Genomic DNA, 19,502 nt, shown 5'->3' with positions numbered 1-19,502 from the left:
AAGTACTTGTGACTGACACACCGCTTTCGCGAGCAAGCCCGCTCCCACACTTGTTTTGTGTCCGCCCTAAAATTTGTGTGTCGAAATATTCGCTACACGGAATTTTCACACATCATCTCGGACAATTCCCTCCGCTTCACTTCCGTGTAAGAAGGCTCTGTCTCGGGCCGAGAAAACCACCACAAAGAAGGTTTTTTCCTCAGTAATCAATAGCGCTGATGGCATTCCTCGGGCACCATTTGCGCCAATGCGCTGACCCCCCGTTCCTACACGCTTGGGCGTGGGCAGGATGCCGCTGCAATATTTCGCAACTTAAACTTCCAATGGGTCCTAAAACGACATGGCAAACCCGGACGCCCTGAATCAGCAGCGAGCTTCAAATCGCCTGCTGCAACCGACCGTCAAATCCCATCTGGCGTACACGCTGCTTTGCGCACTGGTCATGATGGTGATGTTCTCCCTGCTGCGCCTGGCGCTGCTGGTCTACAACCGTGAAATGATCCTCGACACGCCGGCCTCGACCTTCCTGGAAGCGTTCGGCAACGGCTTGCGCCTGGACATCCGCCTGGTGGTCTACCTGCTGATCCCGCTGCTGCTGGCACTGTTCAGCGTACGGGCCATGGCGGCGCGCGGGTTCTTCCGTGTCTGGCTGACCGTTGCGTCCAGCATCGCGCTGTTCCTCGGCCTGATGGAGATGGACTTCTACCGCGAGTTCCACCAGCGCCTCAACGGCCTGGTCTTCCAGTATGTGAAGGAAGACCCGAAAACCGTGATGAGCATGCTCTGGTACGGTTTTCCGGTGGTGCGCTACCTGCTGGCCTGGGCCGTGGGCACGCTGCTCCTGAGCATCGCGTTCAAAGGCGCCGACCGTGCGACGCGCCCGCGTGGCCCGTTCAGCGGTGGCACCATCAGCACCCGCCAGGTGGCGCCGTGGTACTCGCGCATCGCGGTGTTTGTGGTCTGCCTGTTGATCGCCGTGGTCGCCGCCCGTGGCACCCTGCGCCAAGGCCCACCGCTGCGTTGGGGTGACGTGTACACCACCGATTCGAACTTCGCCAACCAACTGGGCCTCAATGGCACGTTGTCGCTGATCGCGGCGGCCAAGTCGCGCTTCTCCGAAGACCGTTCGAATATCTGGAAAGCCACCCTGGACCAGCCGCTGGCCACCCAGACCGTGCGCGACATGTTGGTCCTGCCGCAGGAAAAGCTGGTGGACACCGACACTGCCGCCGTGCGCCGTGACTACCTGCCACCGGCCGAGAAGACCCTGCCGATCAAGAACGTGGTCGTGATCCTGATGGAAAGCTTCGCCGGTCACTCGGTGGGCGCGCTGGATCGTCCGGGCAATATCACGCCGTACTTCGACAAACTGTCCAAGGAAGGCCTGCTGTTCGACCGCTTCTTCTCCAACGGCACCCACACCCACCAGGGTATGTTTGCCACCATGGCGTGCTTCCCGAACCTGCCGGGCTTCGAATACCTGATGCAGACCCCGGAAGGCAGCCACAAGCTGTCGGGCCTGCCGCAGCTGCTCAGCGCGCGCAAGTTTGACGACGTGTATGTCTACAACGGCGACTTCGCCTGGGACAACCAGTCGGGTTTCTTCAGCAACCAGGGCATGACCAACTTCATCGGCCGTAACGACTTCGTCAACCCGGTGTTCTCCGACCCGACGTGGGGCGTGTCCGACCAGGACATGTTCAACCGTGGCCTGGAAGAGTTGAAAGCCCGCGAAGGCGGCAAGCCGTTCTACGCGCTGCTGCAAACCCTGTCCAACCACACGCCGTATGCGTTGCCTACGCCATTGCCGGTGGAGAAAGTCACCGACCGTGGCAGCCTCAACGAGCATTTGACGGCCATGCGCTACTCCGACTGGGCCCTGGGCCAGTTCTTTGAAAAGGCCCGCAAGGAGCCGTACTTCAAGGAAACCCTGTTTGTCATCGTGGGCGACCACGGCTTTGGCAACGAGCAGCAGATCACCGAGATGGACCTGGGCCGCTTCAACGTACCGATGCTGATGATCGCACCGGGCGTGCAGGAGAAGTTCGGCGAGCGTGACCACACCGTGGGCACCCAGATCGACATCGTGCCGACCATCATGGGCCGCCTCGGTGGCGACACCCTGCACCAGTGCTGGGGCCGCGACCTGCTGAACCTGCCGGAAGGCGACAAGGGCTTTGGCGTTATCAAGCCTTCGGGTAGCGACCAGACCGTGGCCTTGGTCACCGCTGACCGCGTGCTGGTATTGCCTAAGGAAATGCCGCCGAAGTTGTGGGAATTCGAATTGGGTGCCAACCCAAGCGGTAAAGTCATTCCTGAATCGCCGGACGAGGCCGCACTGAAGCAGAAGCTTGAGTCGTTCCTGCAGACCGCGACCAAGAGCCTGTTGGATAACACCGCAGGTGTGGTAGATGGCAAGCCGGACTAACTAACCGGCCATAAAAAAGAGGCCCTCTAGAGGGCCTCTTTTTTTGCCTGCCGTTTATATACGGCCGAGCAACAACAACACCAACAAGACAACCAGAACCACACCCAGGATACCCGACGGGCCATAACCCCAATTGCGTGAGTGTGGGAATACTGGAAGGCCACCGACCAGTAGGAGGATCAGGATAATGATCAGAATGAGGCTCATGGTTTTGTACCTTCTGGTTATTGAGCAATAGGCCTGCAGGTTTAATCACAGACGGCTTAATAACTCCGACTGGTGTGCTTCGCAGAAAATTCCAAGTTTTTTTAAAGCTTTTTGCACACGGGCTTATTTCTTTTAATTAAGCAGGCTTAGTTGAAAGTTATTGAACTTGTACAGTGCGCCAGGCTCGCGACCCGGTCGCGGGTTTGCCTGGGGCATTCAGCAACTTTATCGGGCGTGGGTGTGGGAAAAACCTTCGCTACACTGCCGATCACTTCTTCCGTGAACCACAAGGCAACTTCCTATGCAAAATCGCATGATGATCACTGGCGCCGGGTCCGGCCTGGGTCGCGAAATCGCTCTGCGCTGGGCCCGCGAGGGTTGGCAGTTGGCCTTGTCGGACGTCAGCGAGCCGGGCCTGCAAGAAACCCTCAAGCTCGTGCGTGAGGCGGGTGGCGATGGCTTCATCCAGCGTTGCGACGTGCGCGACTACAGCCAGCTCACCGCGTTTGCCCAGGCCTGCGAAGTGAAGCTCGGCGGCATCGATGTGATCGTCAACAATGCCGGCGTGGCCTCGGGCGGTTTCTTCGCCGAACTGTCCCTGGAGGATTGGGACTGGCAGATCGCGATAAACCTGATGGGCGTGGTCAAGGGCTGCAAGGCGTTCCTGCCGCTGCTGGAAAAGAGCAAGGGCCGCATCATCAACATCGCCTCGATGGCCGCGTTGATGCAAGGCCCAGCCATGAGCAACTACAACGTGGCCAAGGCTGGCGTGGTGGCCTTGTCGGAAAGCCTGCTGGTGGAGCTCAAGCAGCAGGAAGTCGGCGTGCACGTGGTGTGCCCGTCGTTTTTCCAGACCAACCTGTTGGACTCGTTCCGCGGGCCGACGCCGGCGATGAAAGCGCAGGTCGGCAAATTGCTGGAAAGCTCGCCGATTTCGGCGGCGGATATTGCCGACTATATCTACCAGCGTGTGGCTGAAGGCGAGTTCATGATTCTGCCCCATGAACAGGGGCGGATGGCGTGGGCGTTGAAGCAGAAGAATCCGCAGCTGCTGTATGACGAAATGACCACCATGGCGGATAAGATGCGGGCCAAGGCGCAGGCGACCAAGGCCTGAAGGTCGGAGCGGGCTTGTGTGGGAGCGGGCTTGCTCGCGAATACGGAGTGTCAGACGCGGATGAGTTGACTGACCCGCCGCTTTCGCGAGCAAGCCCGCTCCCACACAAACCCGCGCCCACAGGTTGGGGAGTGGTCTGTCAGGGAAGTTACCGGTGGGTGTAGGCCTGGCCTGATTTTGCCGCAAGCCATTGCTGTACTCCCGCGCAATCACGCATGGTCAAGGTCCTGTCACTCTTAAAGGACAACCGCCATGCTGGTACTCAGCCGTGCTGTAGGCGAAACCATTTCCATCGGCGATGACATCGCCTTGCACATCATCGAGCTGAACGGCTCCCAGGTGAAATTCGGCGTCGAGGCACCGGTGGGGGTCAATGTGCACCGCGCCGAGGTGTATCAGAAAATCCGCGAACGCCAAGCCGCAGAAACCCCCGCCGCCACCAGCCCGTAAACCACTCAGTCGAACAGATGCTTGGGCACGTCGTGCTTGAGCATCAACTGGCATTGCTCGCTTTCCGGGTCAAACACAATCAGTGCCTGGCCTTTGGTCAGCGCCTGGCGTACCCGCAGCACGCGGGTTTCCAGGGGCGTGTCGTCGCCATTGTCGGTGCCGTCGCGGGTGACGAAGTCTTCAATCAGACGGGTCAGGGTGTCGACTTCAAGTGCGTCGTAGGGAATCAGCATACAAGCCTCGGCTGGGGAATCCCGGCGATGCTACTGCGCCGGGGCCTTTGTTACCAGCAGTTGCCAGCCTCAGGTTTTTTGACCGACCAGACTGTCCACGGACGGCACCCGCGTGTCGCTCTCCATCTGCGTCTCGTGTTCCAGCTGATGACTGAAGCGGTCCAGTGAACCCTGGGCCGGTTGCGCATCGCTGGCGAACACCGGCGGGCTAAGGATGTACGCGCCGAGCAAGCGGCTCAAGGCCGCCAGGCTGTCGATATGGGTGCGCTCGTAGCCGTGGGTCGCATCACAACCAAACGCCAGCAGCGCGGTGCGGATATCGTGACCGGCGGTCACCGCTGAGTGGGCGTCACTGAAGTAGTAACGGAACAGGTCGCGGCGCACCGGCAGGTCGTTGTCGGCCGCCAGGCGCAGCAGGTGCCGGGACAGGTGATAGTCATACGGCCCGCCGGAATCCTGCATCGCCACGCTCACCGCGTGTTCGCTGGAATGCTGGCCGGGGGCGACCGGGGCGATATCGATGCCGACAAATTCGCTGACATCCCAGGGCAGGGCGGCCGCTGCGCCGCTGCCGGTTTCTTCGGTGATGGTGAACAGCGGGTGACAGTCGATCAGCAATGGCGCGCCGCTGTCGACGATGGCTTTGAGCGCCGCGAGCAGGGCAGCCACGCCGGCCTTGTCGTCGAGGTGACGGGCGCTGATATGCCCGCTGTCGGTGAACTCGGGCAACGGGTCGAAGGCCACGTAGTCACCGACGCTGATCCCCAGGGAATCGCAATCGGCGCGGGTCGCGCAGTAGGCGTCGAGGCGCAGCTCCACATGGTCCCAACTCACCGGCATCTCATCCACGGCGGTGTTGAACGCATGCCCGGAGGCCATCAGCGGCAGCACGCTGCCACGGATCACGCCATTGTCGGTGAACAGGCTGACACGGCTGCCTTCGGCGAAGCGGCTGGACCAGCAGCCCACTGGCGCCAGGGTCAGGCGGCCGTTGTCCTTGATCGCCCGCACGGCGGCGCCGATGGTGTCGAGGTGGGCGGACACGGCGCGGTCGGGGCTGTTTTTCTGGCCCTTGAGGGTGGCGCGAATGGTGCCGCGCCGGGTCATTTCGAAGGGGATGCCCAGTTCTTCCAGGCGCTCGGCGACGTAGCGCACGATGGTGTCGGTAAACCCGGTGGGGCTGGGAATGGCGAGCATTTCCAGGAGGACTTTTTGCAGGTAGTTGAGGTCGGGTTCGGGGATGGTTTGGCTCATAAAGACTCCTGTTGGTTCAAGGGTAGATGTCGCCTGTACTGACGCCTTCACGGGCAAGCCCGCTCCCACATTGGAATGCGATCAACCTGTGGGAGCGGGCTTGCTCGCGAAGGCGCCGGGTCAGGCAACACATCTCTCAAACCGTCGGCTAACTGTGAGGAAACAACAAATCCACAAACCGCTCAGCCGTCGGCTGCGGTTCATGATTGGCCAATCCGGCCCGTTCGTTGGCTTCGATAAACACATACTCGGATTGGTCGGCGGCGGGCACCATCAGGTCCAGGCCCACCATGGGGATGTCCAGGGCACGGGCAGCGCGCACGGCGGCGTCCACCAGCGTGGGGTGCAGGATCGCGGTGACGTCTTCCAGGCAGCCGCCGGTGTGCAGGTTGGCGGTGCGGCGCACGGCCAGGGTCTGGCCCCGTGGCAGGATGCTGCTGTAGTCGTAGCCCGCGGCGTGCAGGGTGCGTTCGGTTTCGGCATCCAGGGGGATTTTGCTTTCACCGTCGGTCGCGGCCTGACGGCGACGGCTTTGGGCTTCGATCAGTGCGCCGATGGAATGATGACCATCGCCGGTCACTTCGGCCGGGCGGCGGATCGCAGCGGCGACCACCTCGAAACCGATCACCAGGATGCGCAGGTCCAAGCCCTCGTGAAAGCTCTCCAGCAGCACACGGCTATCGAACTGACGCGCTGCTTCAATCGCCTGCTGCACCTCTTCGATGCTCTGCAAATCCACCGCGACGCCCTGGCCTTGCTCGCCATCCAGCGGCTTGACGACGATGCGCTGGTGTTCGTCGAGGAACTCCAGGTTGTCATCGGCACTGCCCGCCAATTGCTGCGATGGCAGTTTCAAGCCTGCGGCCTTGAGCGTTTTGTGGGTCAGGCTCTTGTCCTGGCACAAGGTCATGCTGATGGCGCTGGTCAGGTCGCTCAACGACTCGCGACAGCGCACGCGGCGCCCGCCGTGGCTGAGGGTGAACAGGCCCGCGTCGGCATCATCCACCTGCACATCGATGCCACGCCGGTGGGCTTCCTCGACGATGATCCGCGCATAGGGATTGAACCCTGCCTGCGGCCCCGGGCCGAGGAACAGCGGTTGGTTGATGCCGTTCTTGCGCTTGATCGCAAAGGTGGTCAGCGCCCGAAAGCCGAGCTTGGCGTAAAGGTTCTTGGCCTGGCGGTTGTCGTGCAGCACCGACAGGTCCAGGTAGCTCAGGCCACGGCTCATGAAGTGTTCCACCAGGTGGCGCACCAGCACTTCGCCCACGCCGGGGCGCGTGCACTGCGGATCGACCGCCAGGCACCACAGGCTGCAACCGTTTTCCGGGTCGTGAAAGGCTTTCTGGTGATTGAGGCCCATCACGCTGCCGATCACCGCGCCGCTGTCTTCATCCTCCGCCAGCCAATACACCGGGCCACCTTGATGGCGCGGCGTGAGGCGTTCGGCATCCACGGGCAACATGCCCCGGCCTTGATAGAGCTGGTTCACGGCCAGCCAATCGGCCTCGCTTTGCACCCGACGGATACGAAAGCCGCGAAACACGCGGGTCGCCGGGCGATAGTCGGTGAACCACAGCCGCAGGGTGTCGGAGGGGTCGAGAAACAGCTGCTGCGGGTCGATCCCGAGGATCTGCTGGGGCGCCGCCACGTACAGCGCGATATCCCGTTCGCCGGATTGCTCATTGAGCAGTTCCTGGGCCAGGCTCGCCGGGTCGGGAAACGTGTGACCGATCAATAACCGGCCCCAACCGCAATGCACGGCAATAGGGTCTGCGCTCAACGGGCTGCCATCTTCGGCCAGCCGGGCTTGCAGGCGCTCGTAGGACGGCGCCTGGCCCTTGAGTAAGCGTTGGCTGTAGGCCGCTGCGTGAGGTTTCATCGATCAGATTCCTTGTTCGCTGAGCCACAGGTTCAGCGCCGCCAGTTGCCACAGCTTGGAGCCACGCAGCGGGGTCAGTTGGCCTTGCGGGTCGGTGAGCAGGCGGTCGAGCATGGCGGGGTTGAACAGGCCGCGATCCTGGCTCGGGTCCAGCAACAGCTCGCGCACCCAGTTCAGGGTGTCGCCCTGCAAATGCTTGAGGCCCGGCACCGGGAAGTAGCCTTTTTTGCGGTCGATGACTTCGCTCGGGATCACGCGGCGTGCGGCTTCCTTGAGGACTTGCTTGCCACCGTCGGGCAGCTTGAATTTGCCCGGCACGCGGGCTGACAGTTCCACCAGGCGGTAATCGAGGAATGGCGTGCGCGCTTCCAGGCCCCAGGCCATGGTCATGTTGTCCACCCGCTTGACCGGGTCATCCACCAGCATCACCGTGCTGTCCAGGCGCAGGGCCTTGTCCACGGCGGCATCGGCGCCGGGAATGGCGAAATGTTCGCGCACGAAGTCGCCGGCGGCGTCATTGGCGGTCAGCCATTGCGGCGCGACGGTGGCGGCATAATCGTCGTAGCTGCGATCAAAAAACGCTTCGCGATAGGCCGCATACGGATCAGTGGCGCCGTCCACCTGCGGGTACCAGTGGTAACCGGCAAACAGTTCGTCGGCGCCCTGGCCGCTCTGCACCACTTTGCAATGCTTGGCCACTTCCCGCGACAGCAGGTAAAAGGCGATGCAGTCGTGGCTGACCATCGGCTCGCTCATGGCGCGGAACGCCGCCGGCAGTTGCTCGATGATCTCGCTTTCGGCGATGCGCAACTGGTGGTGATGGGTGCCGTAGTGCTTGGCGATCAGGTCGGAGTACTGGAACTCGTTACCGGCCTCGCCGCCGGCATCTTCGAAGCCGATGGAGAATGTGGACAGATCTTGCACGCCGGCTTCCCGCAGCAGGCCGACGAGCATGCTTGAGTCGACGCCACCGGAGAGCAGCACGCCCACATCCACCGCCGCACGTTGGCGGATGGCCACGGCTTCGCGAGTGCTGTCGAGGACGCGGTCGGTCCAGTCTTCCAGCGTGAGGTTTTTCTCATCCTCACGCGGGCCGTAGGGCAGGGTCCACCAGGTTTTCTGCTCGGTCTTGCCGCTGGCGTCGATGCGCATCCAGCTTGCTGGCGGCAGCTTTTCGATGCCAGCGAGCAAGGTGCGAGGTGCCGGCACCACGGCGTGGAAGTTCAGGTAGTGATTGAGCGCCACCGGGTCGAGGATCGGGTTGATATCGCCGCCCTTGAGCAGCGCCGGCAACGCCGAGGCAAAGCGCAAACGCTGGCCGGTACGCGACAGGTACAACGGCTTCACACCGAGACGGTCACGGGCAATGAACAGGCGCTGGGCATCGCGCTCCCAGATGGCAAAGGCAAACATGCCGTTTAGCTTGGGCAGCAGCGCTTCGCCCCAGGCGTGGTAGCCCTTGAGCAGCACTTCGGTGTCGCCGCCGGAATAGAAGGCGTAGCCCAGGGCTTCCAACTCTTGGCGCAGTTCCGGGAAGTTGTAGATCGCGCCGTTGAAGGCCAGGGACAGGCCCAAGTGGGCGTCAACCATCGGTTGGGCCGAGCCGTCCGACAGGTCCATGATTTTCAGGCGTCGATGGCCCAGCGCAACCGGCCCCTGGGCATGGAAACCCCAGGCATCGGGGCCTCGGGGGGCCAAGTGGTGGGTGATGCGTTCTATCGCTGCCAGGTCGGCAGGTCTGTGATCAAAACGTAACTCGCCAGCTAATCCGCACATAAATTCCTTACCGGTTTTTCCGTTGGGGAGGGGAATACTCGATACGCCCAGAAGGGCGCGTACCCAGAAACTGACACGGGGCTATTCGGGGAGTTTTAGACCGATAAGTTATAAGGCAAATGGCCGCAAGCCTCGCGGCGGCGCTTGCCCAGTGGCGCGGGATGTAGGGAAGTGGTGGTAAATCCCTGTGCAATCGACGCGGATTTTGCGGGTTTCAAGCGCTCGATCGGCCCGGTATTTGAATCTGAATTTACGTCGCGTGCGCTTAACGTAGTGGGTCATCAATCAATGCAAAAAGGACGGCAGCGATGACCGATACCCCCGATTTATATACCCTCACTGCCCCGATGACCCGGGATGAACTGGACGATGCCTTGCTGGATTTGACCGGCGATCTGGACAAGGCTCAAGTGCTGCACAAGACGTTGCCGCAGTGGATGGTGAAAGCACCGTCTGCCGTGATGGAAGCCCTTGAAGAGGACTACCGGCGCAGCAAAGCCGCGCGCCGCAACCTTGAGAATCGCTTGAAGCGTCTCAAGCCATTGGATGCGTTCTGCATCAAGAAGCTGAATGAGTACCTGGCCCAAAAAGGGCATGCGAATCTGGATGTGCGCCACGACTACCTGAAATGGACCCGCACTCAAACGGTTGGATCGACCCAGATCATCGGCCTGCCGATCAGGTCGCTGGTCTTGGAAGAGTCCAGCCTGGTGCTGGCCGCCATGCAGAATTTTTCCGCCGACGAGGCCAAGCCGGATGGCTTGTCAACGGATGCCGCGATTCACCTCGCAAAGGACAAGTCGGTTGCCATGGGCATCACCGCGCAGCAATTTGTCGGTTACTGCCGGGACTTGGACCTGGGCGGCGCCTACCAGAAACATATTCTTGAAGTCTTCGGCTTGACGACCTTTGACGAGGTCGCCTCGCCAGGGGGCCACTCCCAGGCGGCCATCGATGTGGGCCACGGCATGCGCGCCGATATGCTGATTGACCTGCACATCGCGCGCGCCAAGGACCACATCAACCAGAAGAACTACGCCCGCTTGCTCAAGCTTATCAAGAGCAACCAGTCGGTGGAGTGGGTCGCCAAAAGCGAGCCAGGCGCCAAGCCCTTGATCTGGCAAGGCTTGAAAATCTCCAAGGCGTGCGTGTGGGGGGTGTTGGTGTTCTCCGAGGACACCTTGGGTAAGTTGGATGCCGACGAGTTCATCGTCTATATGCCCAACGAACCTCAGCGGCCTTGGTTCCAGTATGCGTCCATCGAGGATTTCAAGACGTACCTGACGGCAAGTTTGAAGAAAGCGTCCTACCTGGCGTTTTTCGAGCGCTTCCTGGATGAGTTGGAGCGTGCGGATTTCCTCAGCCATTTCAAAAAAGATCCGACCTTGGGGTCGGTGCAGGCGAAAATACCCGTCGGCAACTTCAACGATTTTTTCTTCCAGAGCTGTCTCGGAAAAATCCAGCTCGACGTTCGGGTGCTGGTTGTGCCGACGGCGCAGGCCGATGAAGACGCGCGCTATCAGCGTTTGCTGGATTTCGTCGACGCGGGTCTGGAACTCTTGAATATGGCGGGCTTTTTCGTCCCGGTGCTAGGCCAATTGATGCTGGGCGTGGCCGTCGGCCAATTGCTCGGCGAAGTGTATGACGGCCTGGAAGACTGGAGCCACGGCGACCATGCGGATGCGCTCAAGCACTTGATCTCCGTGGCGCAGAATGTTGCCAGCATGATTGCGTTTGCGGTGGGCGGGCGTGTCGTCGGCTCGCTCAAGCGCAGCCACACGTCGTCTAGCGCGTATTTTGATAAGTTCGAGGCCGTGGAGCTGGCGGATAAGCGTTCCCGTTTATGGCGCCCGGAGCTCAGTTATTATCGCCGGGCGGGCGGGCTGCCTGAGCCCTGGGTGGCCAACAGTCGCGGTGTGCATCAGATGAACGGCAGTTCGTATGTCCAGATAAATGGCGCGGCCTATCCCATTGCCTACGACGCCAACCTGGGCGAATGGTGCCTCAAGCACCCCACGCGCTCGACGGCCTATCGGCCGCCGCTGCGGCACAACATGAAGGGTGGCTGGCAGCATGTCTTCGAACGTCCGGAAGAATGGACGGACCCAACGTACACCCTGCGTCGAATCGATCCGAGCCTGGGGGATATACCGTCCGAGGCGCTGCAATCCATCGCGGCCATCCACCAGACGGACCTCGCCGAACTACAGCGCCTGGCGCTGGAACACGCGCCACTGCCGGAGCGCTTCCAGGACACCGTGGCGCGTTTCAAGCTGCACCAGCAAGTCCTCGACTTCGCCGATGCCTTGGCCAGGGAGGGCAAGCTCGACCCGAGCACCGCGCGCACCCAGATCCTGGCCTTGCCGCTGATGCCGGGTTGGCCGAAGGAGCGTTTTTTCGAACTGCTGGACAATCGCGGCAACCTGCTGGAAAGCCACCCTGATCTCGCGCCCTTCGACTACGAAGACCAGAGCATCCATATCACCGAGCAACAACTCAGGGAGGGGCAGGTATTCGAGACCTTGCTCGAGGCCTTGTCGGGCGATGAGCGCAACACGTTGCTGGGTAAAACCACGACCCTTGAGGAGGCGCCGGCGCTGCTCAAGCGTCAATTGCTGGACACGGTGAACAATCGGCATCGCAGGCTGTATGACAAGCTCTATGACGAATACAAAGGCGTGCTTGATGACGAAACGGCGCCGTTGCGTGAGCGATTCCCACAACTGTCCCGTCAGGTCGCCAGGGAACTGAGGGTCAGCGCCTCTTCCATGGATCGGCGGTATTTGATCAAGGACCGTCGTATACCGTTGTCGCTGGAGCAGCGCACGCGTGAGGTGCTCGACCAGATGGCCGAGGATCAGGCGCTGATGGGGTTGTACTGGCCACCCTTGGCCGGTGCTTCGACCCGGCGGGTGATCTTCGCCATGCTCGGCCGTTTGAGTCGATGGCCGGTGGACATGTTGTTGCAAATGCATGAGGACAGCTTGAGCGGCAAAGTATTGGAGCAGGTCGGGCCTTCGACGGCGGCGGTGCGCCGTCACATTGTGCGAAACCAGCAGGGTTTCCAGGCCTTTGATGAGAAGGGCGTGAGCCTGAATACGCGTGTGAGTGGGCCAGACGGCTTGCTGCAATCGGTGGTCGATTGCCTGTCGCCGGCGCAGCGCCGGGCCATGAACCTGATGAATGAGCAACCGGTCGGGCATTTGCGCAGCCAGCTGCGTTTCAAGTCGCAGGATGAGCGCGACCGTATCGCGCGTTACCTGTGGCCGGAGCGCGGCATTCCCGAAGAGGCGCCAAGTTGCGTGCGGGCACAGGTCGTCGGGGCGCAGGGCGGCACTGGATTTGCTTCGGCACTGGTGCGCAAGGTGAAGCGGCTTTTCCCCCTATTGGATGAGGCGCAAGTGTCCGCGTTGCTCGAGGGCGCAGGGATGGGCCCCATAGGCCGGGCCAGGGCAGTCCAGGCGTTGCAGCAGCAATACGTGACGTTGCGTAAAACGTTGCGCTCGTGGGGCAGGCAACGTATTGCCCCGCTTGTTGACGGCCTGTCCCCGTCGCAATTGCGCCTGAGTCGCGCCCAGGTGTTTGCAGCCCTGAAGCATGCCTGGCGTGGGCAGTCCTTGATGCAGAACGATCAAGGCAGCAAGGTGCCGGGGCTCAAGTTGGATCGCATGGTTTTCGGCGACTTCCCCACATTGCCCGCACAGGTGATGTTTGACCGGGTGCAGTGGTTGTCTTTACGGCAGATGGAACTGAGCCGCGACCCATCGCCTTTTCTGAAACACTTCAATAATGTGAAGGGCGTTGAACTGGCCGATAACCGGCTCTCGCAATTGCCAGAGGGGCTGTCCTCCATGGCAGGACTGGAGCACCTGAACCTGGCGCGCAATCAGTTGAAAATGACCGAGGCGATGCGCAAGGCGTTCGCGCAGATGCGTACGTTGAAATCCCTCAACCTGTCCGGCAACCCCTTGGTTGACTCTCCGGACGTCAGTCGCCAATTCGAGCTGCGCGAATTGGTCCTCAGCAATTGTCGCCTGCGCGGCTTGCCCGAGGGCGTCAGGCGCCTGCCGTATCTGGAGCGTCTTGATCTACGCGGCAATGAAATCAAGGAATTGCCCGAGTGGCTCGCGCAGATACCGCGCCGCTACGGCCAATGGATCAACTTGAAGGGCAACCCGTTATCGACCGCCAGCCAAAGCGTGTTGGTGGCTTACCGCGCACGCACGGGCCACGGCATGGGGTACATGGAAGATGATATTGAGCGTGTGAATGAACAGGTGGCGCGTGAAACCTGGCTGGCAGATCAGGGCGACGCCCAGTATGCGCAAAAGGACAGGATTTGGCGGGCATTGAAAGACGAGCCCAACAGCGATGCGCTCTTCACGCTGCTGGCCCGATTGGTCAATACCGCCGACGCCCTCCAAGTGCGTGCCGACCTGGAACGGCGCGTCTGGCGGGTATTGAATGCAACGGCCGCGGATACTGAGTTGCGTAAGGAGGTGTTGTACCGCGCGGCAACACCGATCAATTGTGACGACGCCGCTGCCGCGAACTTCAGCGACCTTGAGGTGCTGGTCGAAATCCATGAGGACTCGCAGTTGGCGGTGGGTGGGCAGGTCAGTGCCAAACAGATGCTCGACACGGCCAAAAAGTTCTTTCGCCTGAGTAAAGTCGAGAGCCTGGCCTTCGCCCACAGCCGTAAAAATCCCCAGCTGGATGGCGTGGCCGTCAGCCTCTTCTTCCGTACACGGCTGGCGCAAAGCCTGAAACTGCCGGGGCAACCCAAAGACTTGCATCAGAAGGCGTTGGCGGGCGTGGCACCGTCAGACCTGGATGCCGCCGACGCCGCCGTGCGCAGCGCCGAGCTGTCTGCGGAATTGTTGACGTACCTCTCCAAGTTGCCGTTCTGGATCGCGTATTTGAAGCGCACCTCTGCCGCCCGGTTTGAAACCTTGCTCAAGCCCTTCCATGACCGTCTGGCCGTGTTGGAGGGCCAGGCCCCGCCACTCTCGGACGCCGAAATGATCCAGCAGGCGAATACGATCATGGAGGACAAGGATAAAGCCGAAGCGACGGAAATCGAGCGCCTCACCGAGGATGCAATCAACCGCGCCGACGTGCGCCTCGCGTCCTGTCTAACGCGGGGGCAGTGAGCTGCGCACCAATGCGCGCTGGGCAAACCGGTTGGGGTGACAGCCCTCGGCCACGCTGCGCGGCACCGGCAACGGCTCGTTCTCCAGCCACGCGGCGAGCAGTTCGCCGCACAGTGGCGCGGTGACCAGCCCGCGTGAGCCGTGGCCGCTGTTGATGTACAGGCCGGGCAGCCAGGGGCAGGGCGTGTCCGGCACTTGGCGGGCGTCTTTGCGCAGCACGGCGTAGGCCTGGTCAAACGCTTCGCGCGCGGCCAGCGGCCCGACGATGGGCAGGTAGTCGGGGCTGGTGCAACGGAAGGCGGCGCGGCCTTGCAACTGTTCGGGTGCCTGTGTGTCGGCGCCCAGACGGTGCAGCAGGTCAGCGGAAATTTCCCGCAGCATCTCCAGGTTGCCGGCGTGCTCGGCGGCGGTGGGCGTGAGGTCGTCGCTTTTGAAGTCGAAGCTGGCGCCGAGGGTGTGCTCGCCCTGGCGCGCCGGGGCGACATACCCTTCGGCACAGACCACCGTGGCCAGGGCCTGGCTGGCCGGGGTTTGTGGCAGCCGGGTGATCTGCCCGCGGATACGCTTGAGGGGCAAATCGGCGCTGGGCGCAAAGTGCTTGATGTCGGCGGCGCCGGCCAGCACCACGACACGGGCGCTGGCCAGCAAGGTGTCGCCGTCGCGGGCCTGCCACTGCTGATCGACGAATTGCAGCTCAACGGCAGTGTGGTGCGTGAGCACGTGGATCAACGGGTGAGCCGCTTGCCATTGGCACAGCGCTGGCGGGTGGACCCAACCGCCCTCAGGGAAAAACAACCCGCCCTGTTCCAGCGGGATGCCGGCTTGTTGCTGGGCCTGGTCGCGGTCCAACAGGTGCAACAGTTCGGGCGCAAAGGCCCCGGCCAGCTGCGCCTGGCGCTCGGCTTCCTTGGCATTGAACGCCAGTTGCAGCACGCCGCAGCCATCCCAGTCGACGCCACGGTGCAGGTGTTCCAGCAGGCGCCGGGTGTGGCCGAAACCGCTGAGGATCAACTGGGACAACGCCGTGCCATGGGCTGACAACTTCAGGTACAGCACGCCCTGGGGGTTGCCTGACGCTTCCTGGGCCAGCTCGGCATGCCGTTCCAACAGGCTGACGCGCCAGCCCCTGGCCGCGAGGCTGGCGGCGGTGGCACAACCGGCGAGGCCACCGCCGATGACCATGGCGTGGCGTTCGCCGGCAATGGCTGCCGGCCTGGAAAACCAGGGTTTAGCCGCGGGCGGTGCGGCGGCGTCCGCGGCCCAGCCGAGGAACTCGCCGCGCAGGATCTCCCACTTGTGGCCGATGCCTGGCGTGCGTTTCATCTTGAACCCGGCGGCGTTGATGAGCCGCCGAACCCAGCCGGTGCTGGTAAAGGTGCTGATGGTCGAGCCCGGTGCGGCCAGGCGCGCCAGTTCGGCGAACAGTTCCGCGGTCCACATGTCCGGGTTTTTCGCCGGGGCGAACCCGTCGAGAAACCACGCATCGATCTGCGCATCCAGTTGCGGCAACTGCTCCAGGGCGTCGCCGATCAGCAGGGTCAGGGTGACGCGGCCGTTGTCCAGCACCAGGCGCTGGAAGCCCTGGTGGATGGCGATGTACTGCGCCAGCAACTGCTCGGCGAATGGCTGGAGTTCGGGCCAGAGGGCGAGGGCGCGTTGCAGGTCGCTGGGGCTCAGCGGGTACTTTTCCACGCTGACAAAATGCAGGCGCGCACCGGCCACGGCATGTTGCTCGAACAACTGCCAGGCGCAGAGAAAATTCAAGCCCGTGCCAAACCCCGTCTCACCAATCACCAGGCGCCCGCCCGCCGGCAGCGCGGCAAAACGCTCCTGCAAACGGTTCTGTTCGAGGAATACGTAGCGGGTTTCTTCAAGGCCCGACTTGTCGGAGAAGTACACATCGTCGAACACCCGCGAGTGCGGGCGGCCTTGGTCGTCCCAGTCGAGCTGGGCGTGGGTTACGGGATTCATGGGCGGCTCGGTAAAGGCAAGGCCGCCATTCTAGCCGATCAACAGGGGTTGAATTGACCCACGGCAAGCGCAGCGCGAATTTCCTCCCGCGTGTTGCGGCCCAATCCGCTAGTCTTGAGCCATCTTGAAACGGAGCTGCCCATGTTCGAATCCGCCGAAATCGGTCACGCCATCGACAAAGACACCTACGACGCCGAAGTGCCAGCCCTGCGCGAGGCCCTGCTGGAAGTGCAGTACGAGCTGCAACAGCAGAAGCGTTTCCCGGTGATTATCCTGATCAACGGCATCGAAGGCGCCGGCAAGGGCGAGACCGTCAAGCTGTTGAACGAGTGGATGGACCCGCGCCTGATCGAAGTGCGCACCTTCGACCAGCAGACCGACGAAGAGCTGGCCCGGCCACCGGCCTGGCGTTACTGGCGGCAGTTGCCCGCCAAGGGCCGCATGGGGGTGTTCTTTGGCAACTGGTACAGCCAGATGCTGCAGAGCCGCGTGCATGGGCAGATCAAGGACGCCCGCCTGGACCAGGCCATCGCCGGCGCCGAGCGCCTGGAAAAGATGCTCTGCGATGAAGGCGCGCTGATCTTCAAGTTCTGGTTCCACCTGTCCAAAAAGCAAATGAAGGCGCGGCTCAAGGCCCTGGCCGATGACCCGTTGCACAGTTGGCGCATCAGCCCGCTGGACTGGCAGCAGTCCGAGACTTACGACAAGTTCGTGCATTTCGGCGAGCGTATCCTGCGCCGCACCAGCCGCGACTATGCGCCGTGGCATGTGATCGAAGGCGTGGATGCGCATTACCGCAGCCTCACCGTGGGCAAGCTGCTGTTGGAAGGCATCCAGAACGCCCTGAAGCTGCCCAAGGGCAAGGCCAGCGGCATGAACCCGGCGCCGCTGATCGCGTCGGTGGACAAGAAAAGCCTGCTCGACAGCCTCGACTTGAGCCAACGCCTGGACAAGGATGATTACGAAGAACAGCTCATCACCGAACAGGCGCGCCTCTCCGGCCTGATGCGCGACAAACGCATGCGCAAACACGCGCTGGTCACGGTGTTTGAAGGCAACGATGCGGCGGGCAAGGGCGGTGCGATCCGCCGGGTGGCGGCGGCGCTGGACCCGCGTCAGTACCATATCGTGCCGATTGCCGCGCCCAGTGAAGACGAGCGCGCCCAGCCGTACCTGTGGCGCTTCTGGCAGAAAATCCCGGCGCGCGGCATGTTCACCGTGTTCGACCGCTCCTGGTACGGCCGCGTGCTGGTGGAGCGCATCGAAGGCTTCTGCACGCCGGCCGACTGGATGCGCGCCTATGGCGAGATCAATGACTTCGAAGAGCAACTGCGCGACGCCGGCGTGATCGTGGTCAAGTTCTGGCTGGCCATCGACAAGCAGACCCAACTGGAACGCTTCCAGGCCCGTGAGGAAATCCCCTTCAAGCGCTTCAAGATCACCGAAGACGACTGGCGCAACCGTGACAAGTGGGACGACTACCGTGCGGCGGTCGGCGATATGGTTGACCGCACCAGCACCGAAGTCTCGCCCTGGACGTTGGTGGAGGCCAACGACAAGCGCTGGGCGCGGGTCAAGGTGTTGCGCACCATCAACCTGGCGCTGGAGGAAGCGTTCGAGAAGTCCGACAAGCACGATAAGAAAGGCAAGAAGAAGTAGGCCTATCTATGGGGTGAATGATCGTCGCGGATGGAATCAGCTGGATCTATGCTCGATCCATCTCTCAACAACGACAAGATCGAGGTAGCCCATGCGTGAAGTAGTGATCGTCGACAGCGTGCGAACCGGCCTGGCCAAATCCTTTCGCGGCAAGTTCAACCAGACCCGCCCGGATGACATGGCGGCCCATTGCGTCAACGCGCTGCTCAGCCGCAACGGCATCGACCCGGCGACGGTGGAGGATTGCATCGTCGGCGCCGGCTCCAACGAGGGCGCCCAGGGCTACAACATCGGGCGCAATGTGGCGGTGTTGTCGCAGTTGGGCACCGGCACGGCGGGCATGACGCTCAACCGTTTCTGTTCGTCGGGCTTGCAGGCGATCGCGATTGCGGCCAACCAGATTGCCTCCGGTTGCAGCGACATCATTGTCGCAGGCGGCGTCGAGTCCATCAGCCTGACCATGAAAAGCGTCAACACCGACAACCTGGTCAACCCGCTGCTCAAGGAGCAGGTGCCGGGCATTTATTTCCCCATGGGCCAGACGGCCGAGATCGTTGCGCGGCGCTATAACGTCAGCCGTGAAGAGCAGGACCTGTACGCCCTGCAAAGCCAGCAGCGCACGGCCCACGCCCAGGCCGACGGTTTGTTCGATGATGAAATCGTGCCGATGACGGTCAAGTACAAGGTCGAAGACAAGAACACCGGCGCGGTGCAAATCCTTGACGGCGTGGTGGATCGCGACGACTGCAACCGCCCGGACACCACGTTGGCCAGCCTGCAAGGCTTGAAACCGGTGTTCGCCGAAGACGGCTCGGTGACGGCGGGCAACTCGTCGCAACTGTCCGACGGCGCCTCAATGACCCTGGTGATGAGCCTGGACAAAGCCCTTGAGCTGGGGCTCAAGCCAAAGGCGTTTTTCCGAGGTTTCACCGTGGCCGGCTGCGAGCCGGACGAGATGGGCATCGGCCCGGTGTTCTCGGTGCCCAAGCTGCTCAAGTCCAAGGGCTTGCAGGTGGCGGACATTGACCTGTGGGAATTGAACGAAGCGTTTGCGTCGCAGTGTTTGTATGCGCGCAATCGCCTGGAGATCGATAACGCGAAGTACAACGTCAATGGTGGCTCGATCTCCATCGGGCATCCATTCGGCATGACCGGTTCGCGGCAGGTGGGGCATTTGGTGCGGGAGCTGCAGCGGCGCAACTTGCGTTACGGCATTGTCACCATGTGCGTCGGTGGTGGCATGGGCGCTACGGGCCTGTTCGAAGCCGTGCGCTAAACCCCACTGAAGAAACCGGATCAAAATGTGGGAGCGGGCTTGCTCGCGAATGCGCTGTGTCAGCCAGCATATTCAGTGACTGACACATCGCATTCG

The 19,502-nt window shown here is 62.0% G+C and carries 12 protein-coding genes; 6 read left to right on the top strand and 6 right to left on the bottom strand.

The features are described from left to right. The first annotated feature begins 340 nt into the window (after positions 1-340). Positions 341-2,428: an LTA synthase family protein gene (locus tag NUV89_RS18200; RefSeq protein WP_257782393.1), complete on the top strand. Its 2,088-nt coding sequence runs from the start codon at positions 341-343 to the stop codon at positions 2,426-2,428. Positions 2,429-2,482: 54 nt separating this feature from the next. On the opposite strand, the gene NUV89_RS18195 is transcribed toward NUV89_RS18200, so the two are convergent. After that, positions 2,483-2,635 (bottom strand): DUF3309 family protein, encoded by a 153-nt coding sequence (locus NUV89_RS18195; RefSeq protein ID WP_015885095.1) that lies wholly within the window; start codon positions 2,633-2,635, stop codon positions 2,483-2,485. Positions 2,636-2,936: 301 nt separating this feature from the next. Between NUV89_RS18195 and NUV89_RS18190 the strand changes: the two genes are divergently transcribed. Together NUV89_RS18190 and csrA are read left to right on the top strand one after the other, a co-directional pair. Further along, complete coding sequence (locus tag NUV89_RS18190; RefSeq protein ID WP_257782392.1) at positions 2,937-3,752, top strand: SDR family oxidoreductase; 816 nt, start codon at positions 2,937-2,939, stop codon at positions 3,750-3,752. 252 nt (positions 3,753-4,004) lie between these two features. Further along, the gene (gene csrA, locus NUV89_RS18185) at positions 4,005-4,202 is read left to right on the top strand and encodes a carbon storage regulator CsrA (RefSeq protein WP_257782391.1); all 198 of its coding nucleotides are present in this window, start codon (positions 4,005-4,007) and stop codon (positions 4,200-4,202) included. Between the two features lie 5 nt (positions 4,203-4,207). On the opposite strand, the gene NUV89_RS18180 is transcribed toward csrA, so the two are convergent. The 4 genes from NUV89_RS18180 to NUV89_RS18165 all read right to left on the bottom strand — a co-directional run bounded on the left by NUV89_RS18180 (position 4,208) and on the right by NUV89_RS18165 (position 9,347). Then, the gene (locus tag NUV89_RS18180; protein WP_003192759.1) at positions 4,208-4,435 is read right to left on the bottom strand and encodes a YheU family protein; all 228 of its coding nucleotides are present in this window, start codon (positions 4,433-4,435) and stop codon (positions 4,208-4,210) included. A 69-nt stretch (positions 4,436-4,504) separates the two neighbouring features. After that, entirely contained in the window at positions 4,505-5,689 is a 1,185-nt protein-coding gene (locus tag NUV89_RS18175; RefSeq protein WP_257782390.1) for an osmoprotectant NAGGN system M42 family peptidase, read from the bottom strand. 148 nt (positions 5,690-5,837) lie between these two features. Next, a complete protein-coding gene (gene ngg, locus NUV89_RS18170; protein ID WP_257782389.1) occupies positions 5,838-7,571 on the bottom strand; it encodes an N-acetylglutaminylglutamine synthetase in 1,734 nt (577 codons plus the stop codon). A 3-nt stretch (positions 7,572-7,574) separates the two neighbouring features. Beyond that, positions 7,575-9,347, bottom strand: coding sequence for an N-acetylglutaminylglutamine amidotransferase (locus tag NUV89_RS18165; protein ID WP_257782388.1), 1,773 nt, complete (start codon positions 9,345-9,347; stop codon positions 7,575-7,577). Positions 9,348-9,655: 308 nt separating this feature from the next. On the opposite strand from NUV89_RS18165, the gene NUV89_RS18160 reads away from it, so the two are divergent. After that, entirely contained in the window at positions 9,656-14,500 is a 4,845-nt protein-coding gene (locus NUV89_RS18160; RefSeq protein ID WP_257782387.1) for an NEL-type E3 ubiquitin ligase domain-containing protein, read from the top strand. On the opposite strand, the gene mnmC is transcribed toward NUV89_RS18160, so the two are convergent. After that, a complete protein-coding gene (gene mnmC, locus NUV89_RS18155) occupies positions 14,483-16,471 on the bottom strand; it encodes a bifunctional tRNA (5-methylaminomethyl-2-thiouridine)(34)-methyltransferase MnmD/FAD-dependent 5-carboxymethylaminomethyl-2-thiouridine(34) oxidoreductase MnmC (RefSeq protein WP_257782386.1) in 1,989 nt (662 codons plus the stop codon). The genes NUV89_RS18160 and mnmC overlap by 18 nt on opposite strands. Positions 16,472-16,612: 141 nt before the next feature. Between mnmC and pap the strand changes: the two genes are divergently transcribed. Both pap and NUV89_RS18145 read left to right on the top strand, forming a co-directional pair. Then, on the top strand, positions 16,613-18,130 hold the full coding sequence (gene pap, locus NUV89_RS18150) for a polyphosphate:AMP phosphotransferase (protein WP_257782385.1): 1,518 nt from the start codon (positions 16,613-16,615) through the stop codon (positions 18,128-18,130). 91 nt (positions 18,131-18,221) lie between these two features. After that, on the top strand, positions 18,222-19,406 hold the full coding sequence (locus tag NUV89_RS18145) for a thiolase family protein (protein ID WP_257782384.1): 1,185 nt from the start codon (positions 18,222-18,224) through the stop codon (positions 19,404-19,406). Positions 19,407-19,502 lie beyond the last annotated feature (96 nt).

The organism is Pseudomonas sp. 18.1.10 (assembly GCF_024655625.1).
Taxonomy (GTDB): domain Bacteria; phylum Pseudomonadota; class Gammaproteobacteria; order Pseudomonadales; family Pseudomonadaceae; genus Aquipseudomonas.
The sequence above is the reverse complement of the archived record's forward strand: the minus strand, read 5'-3'. Positions and strand labels throughout refer to the sequence as shown.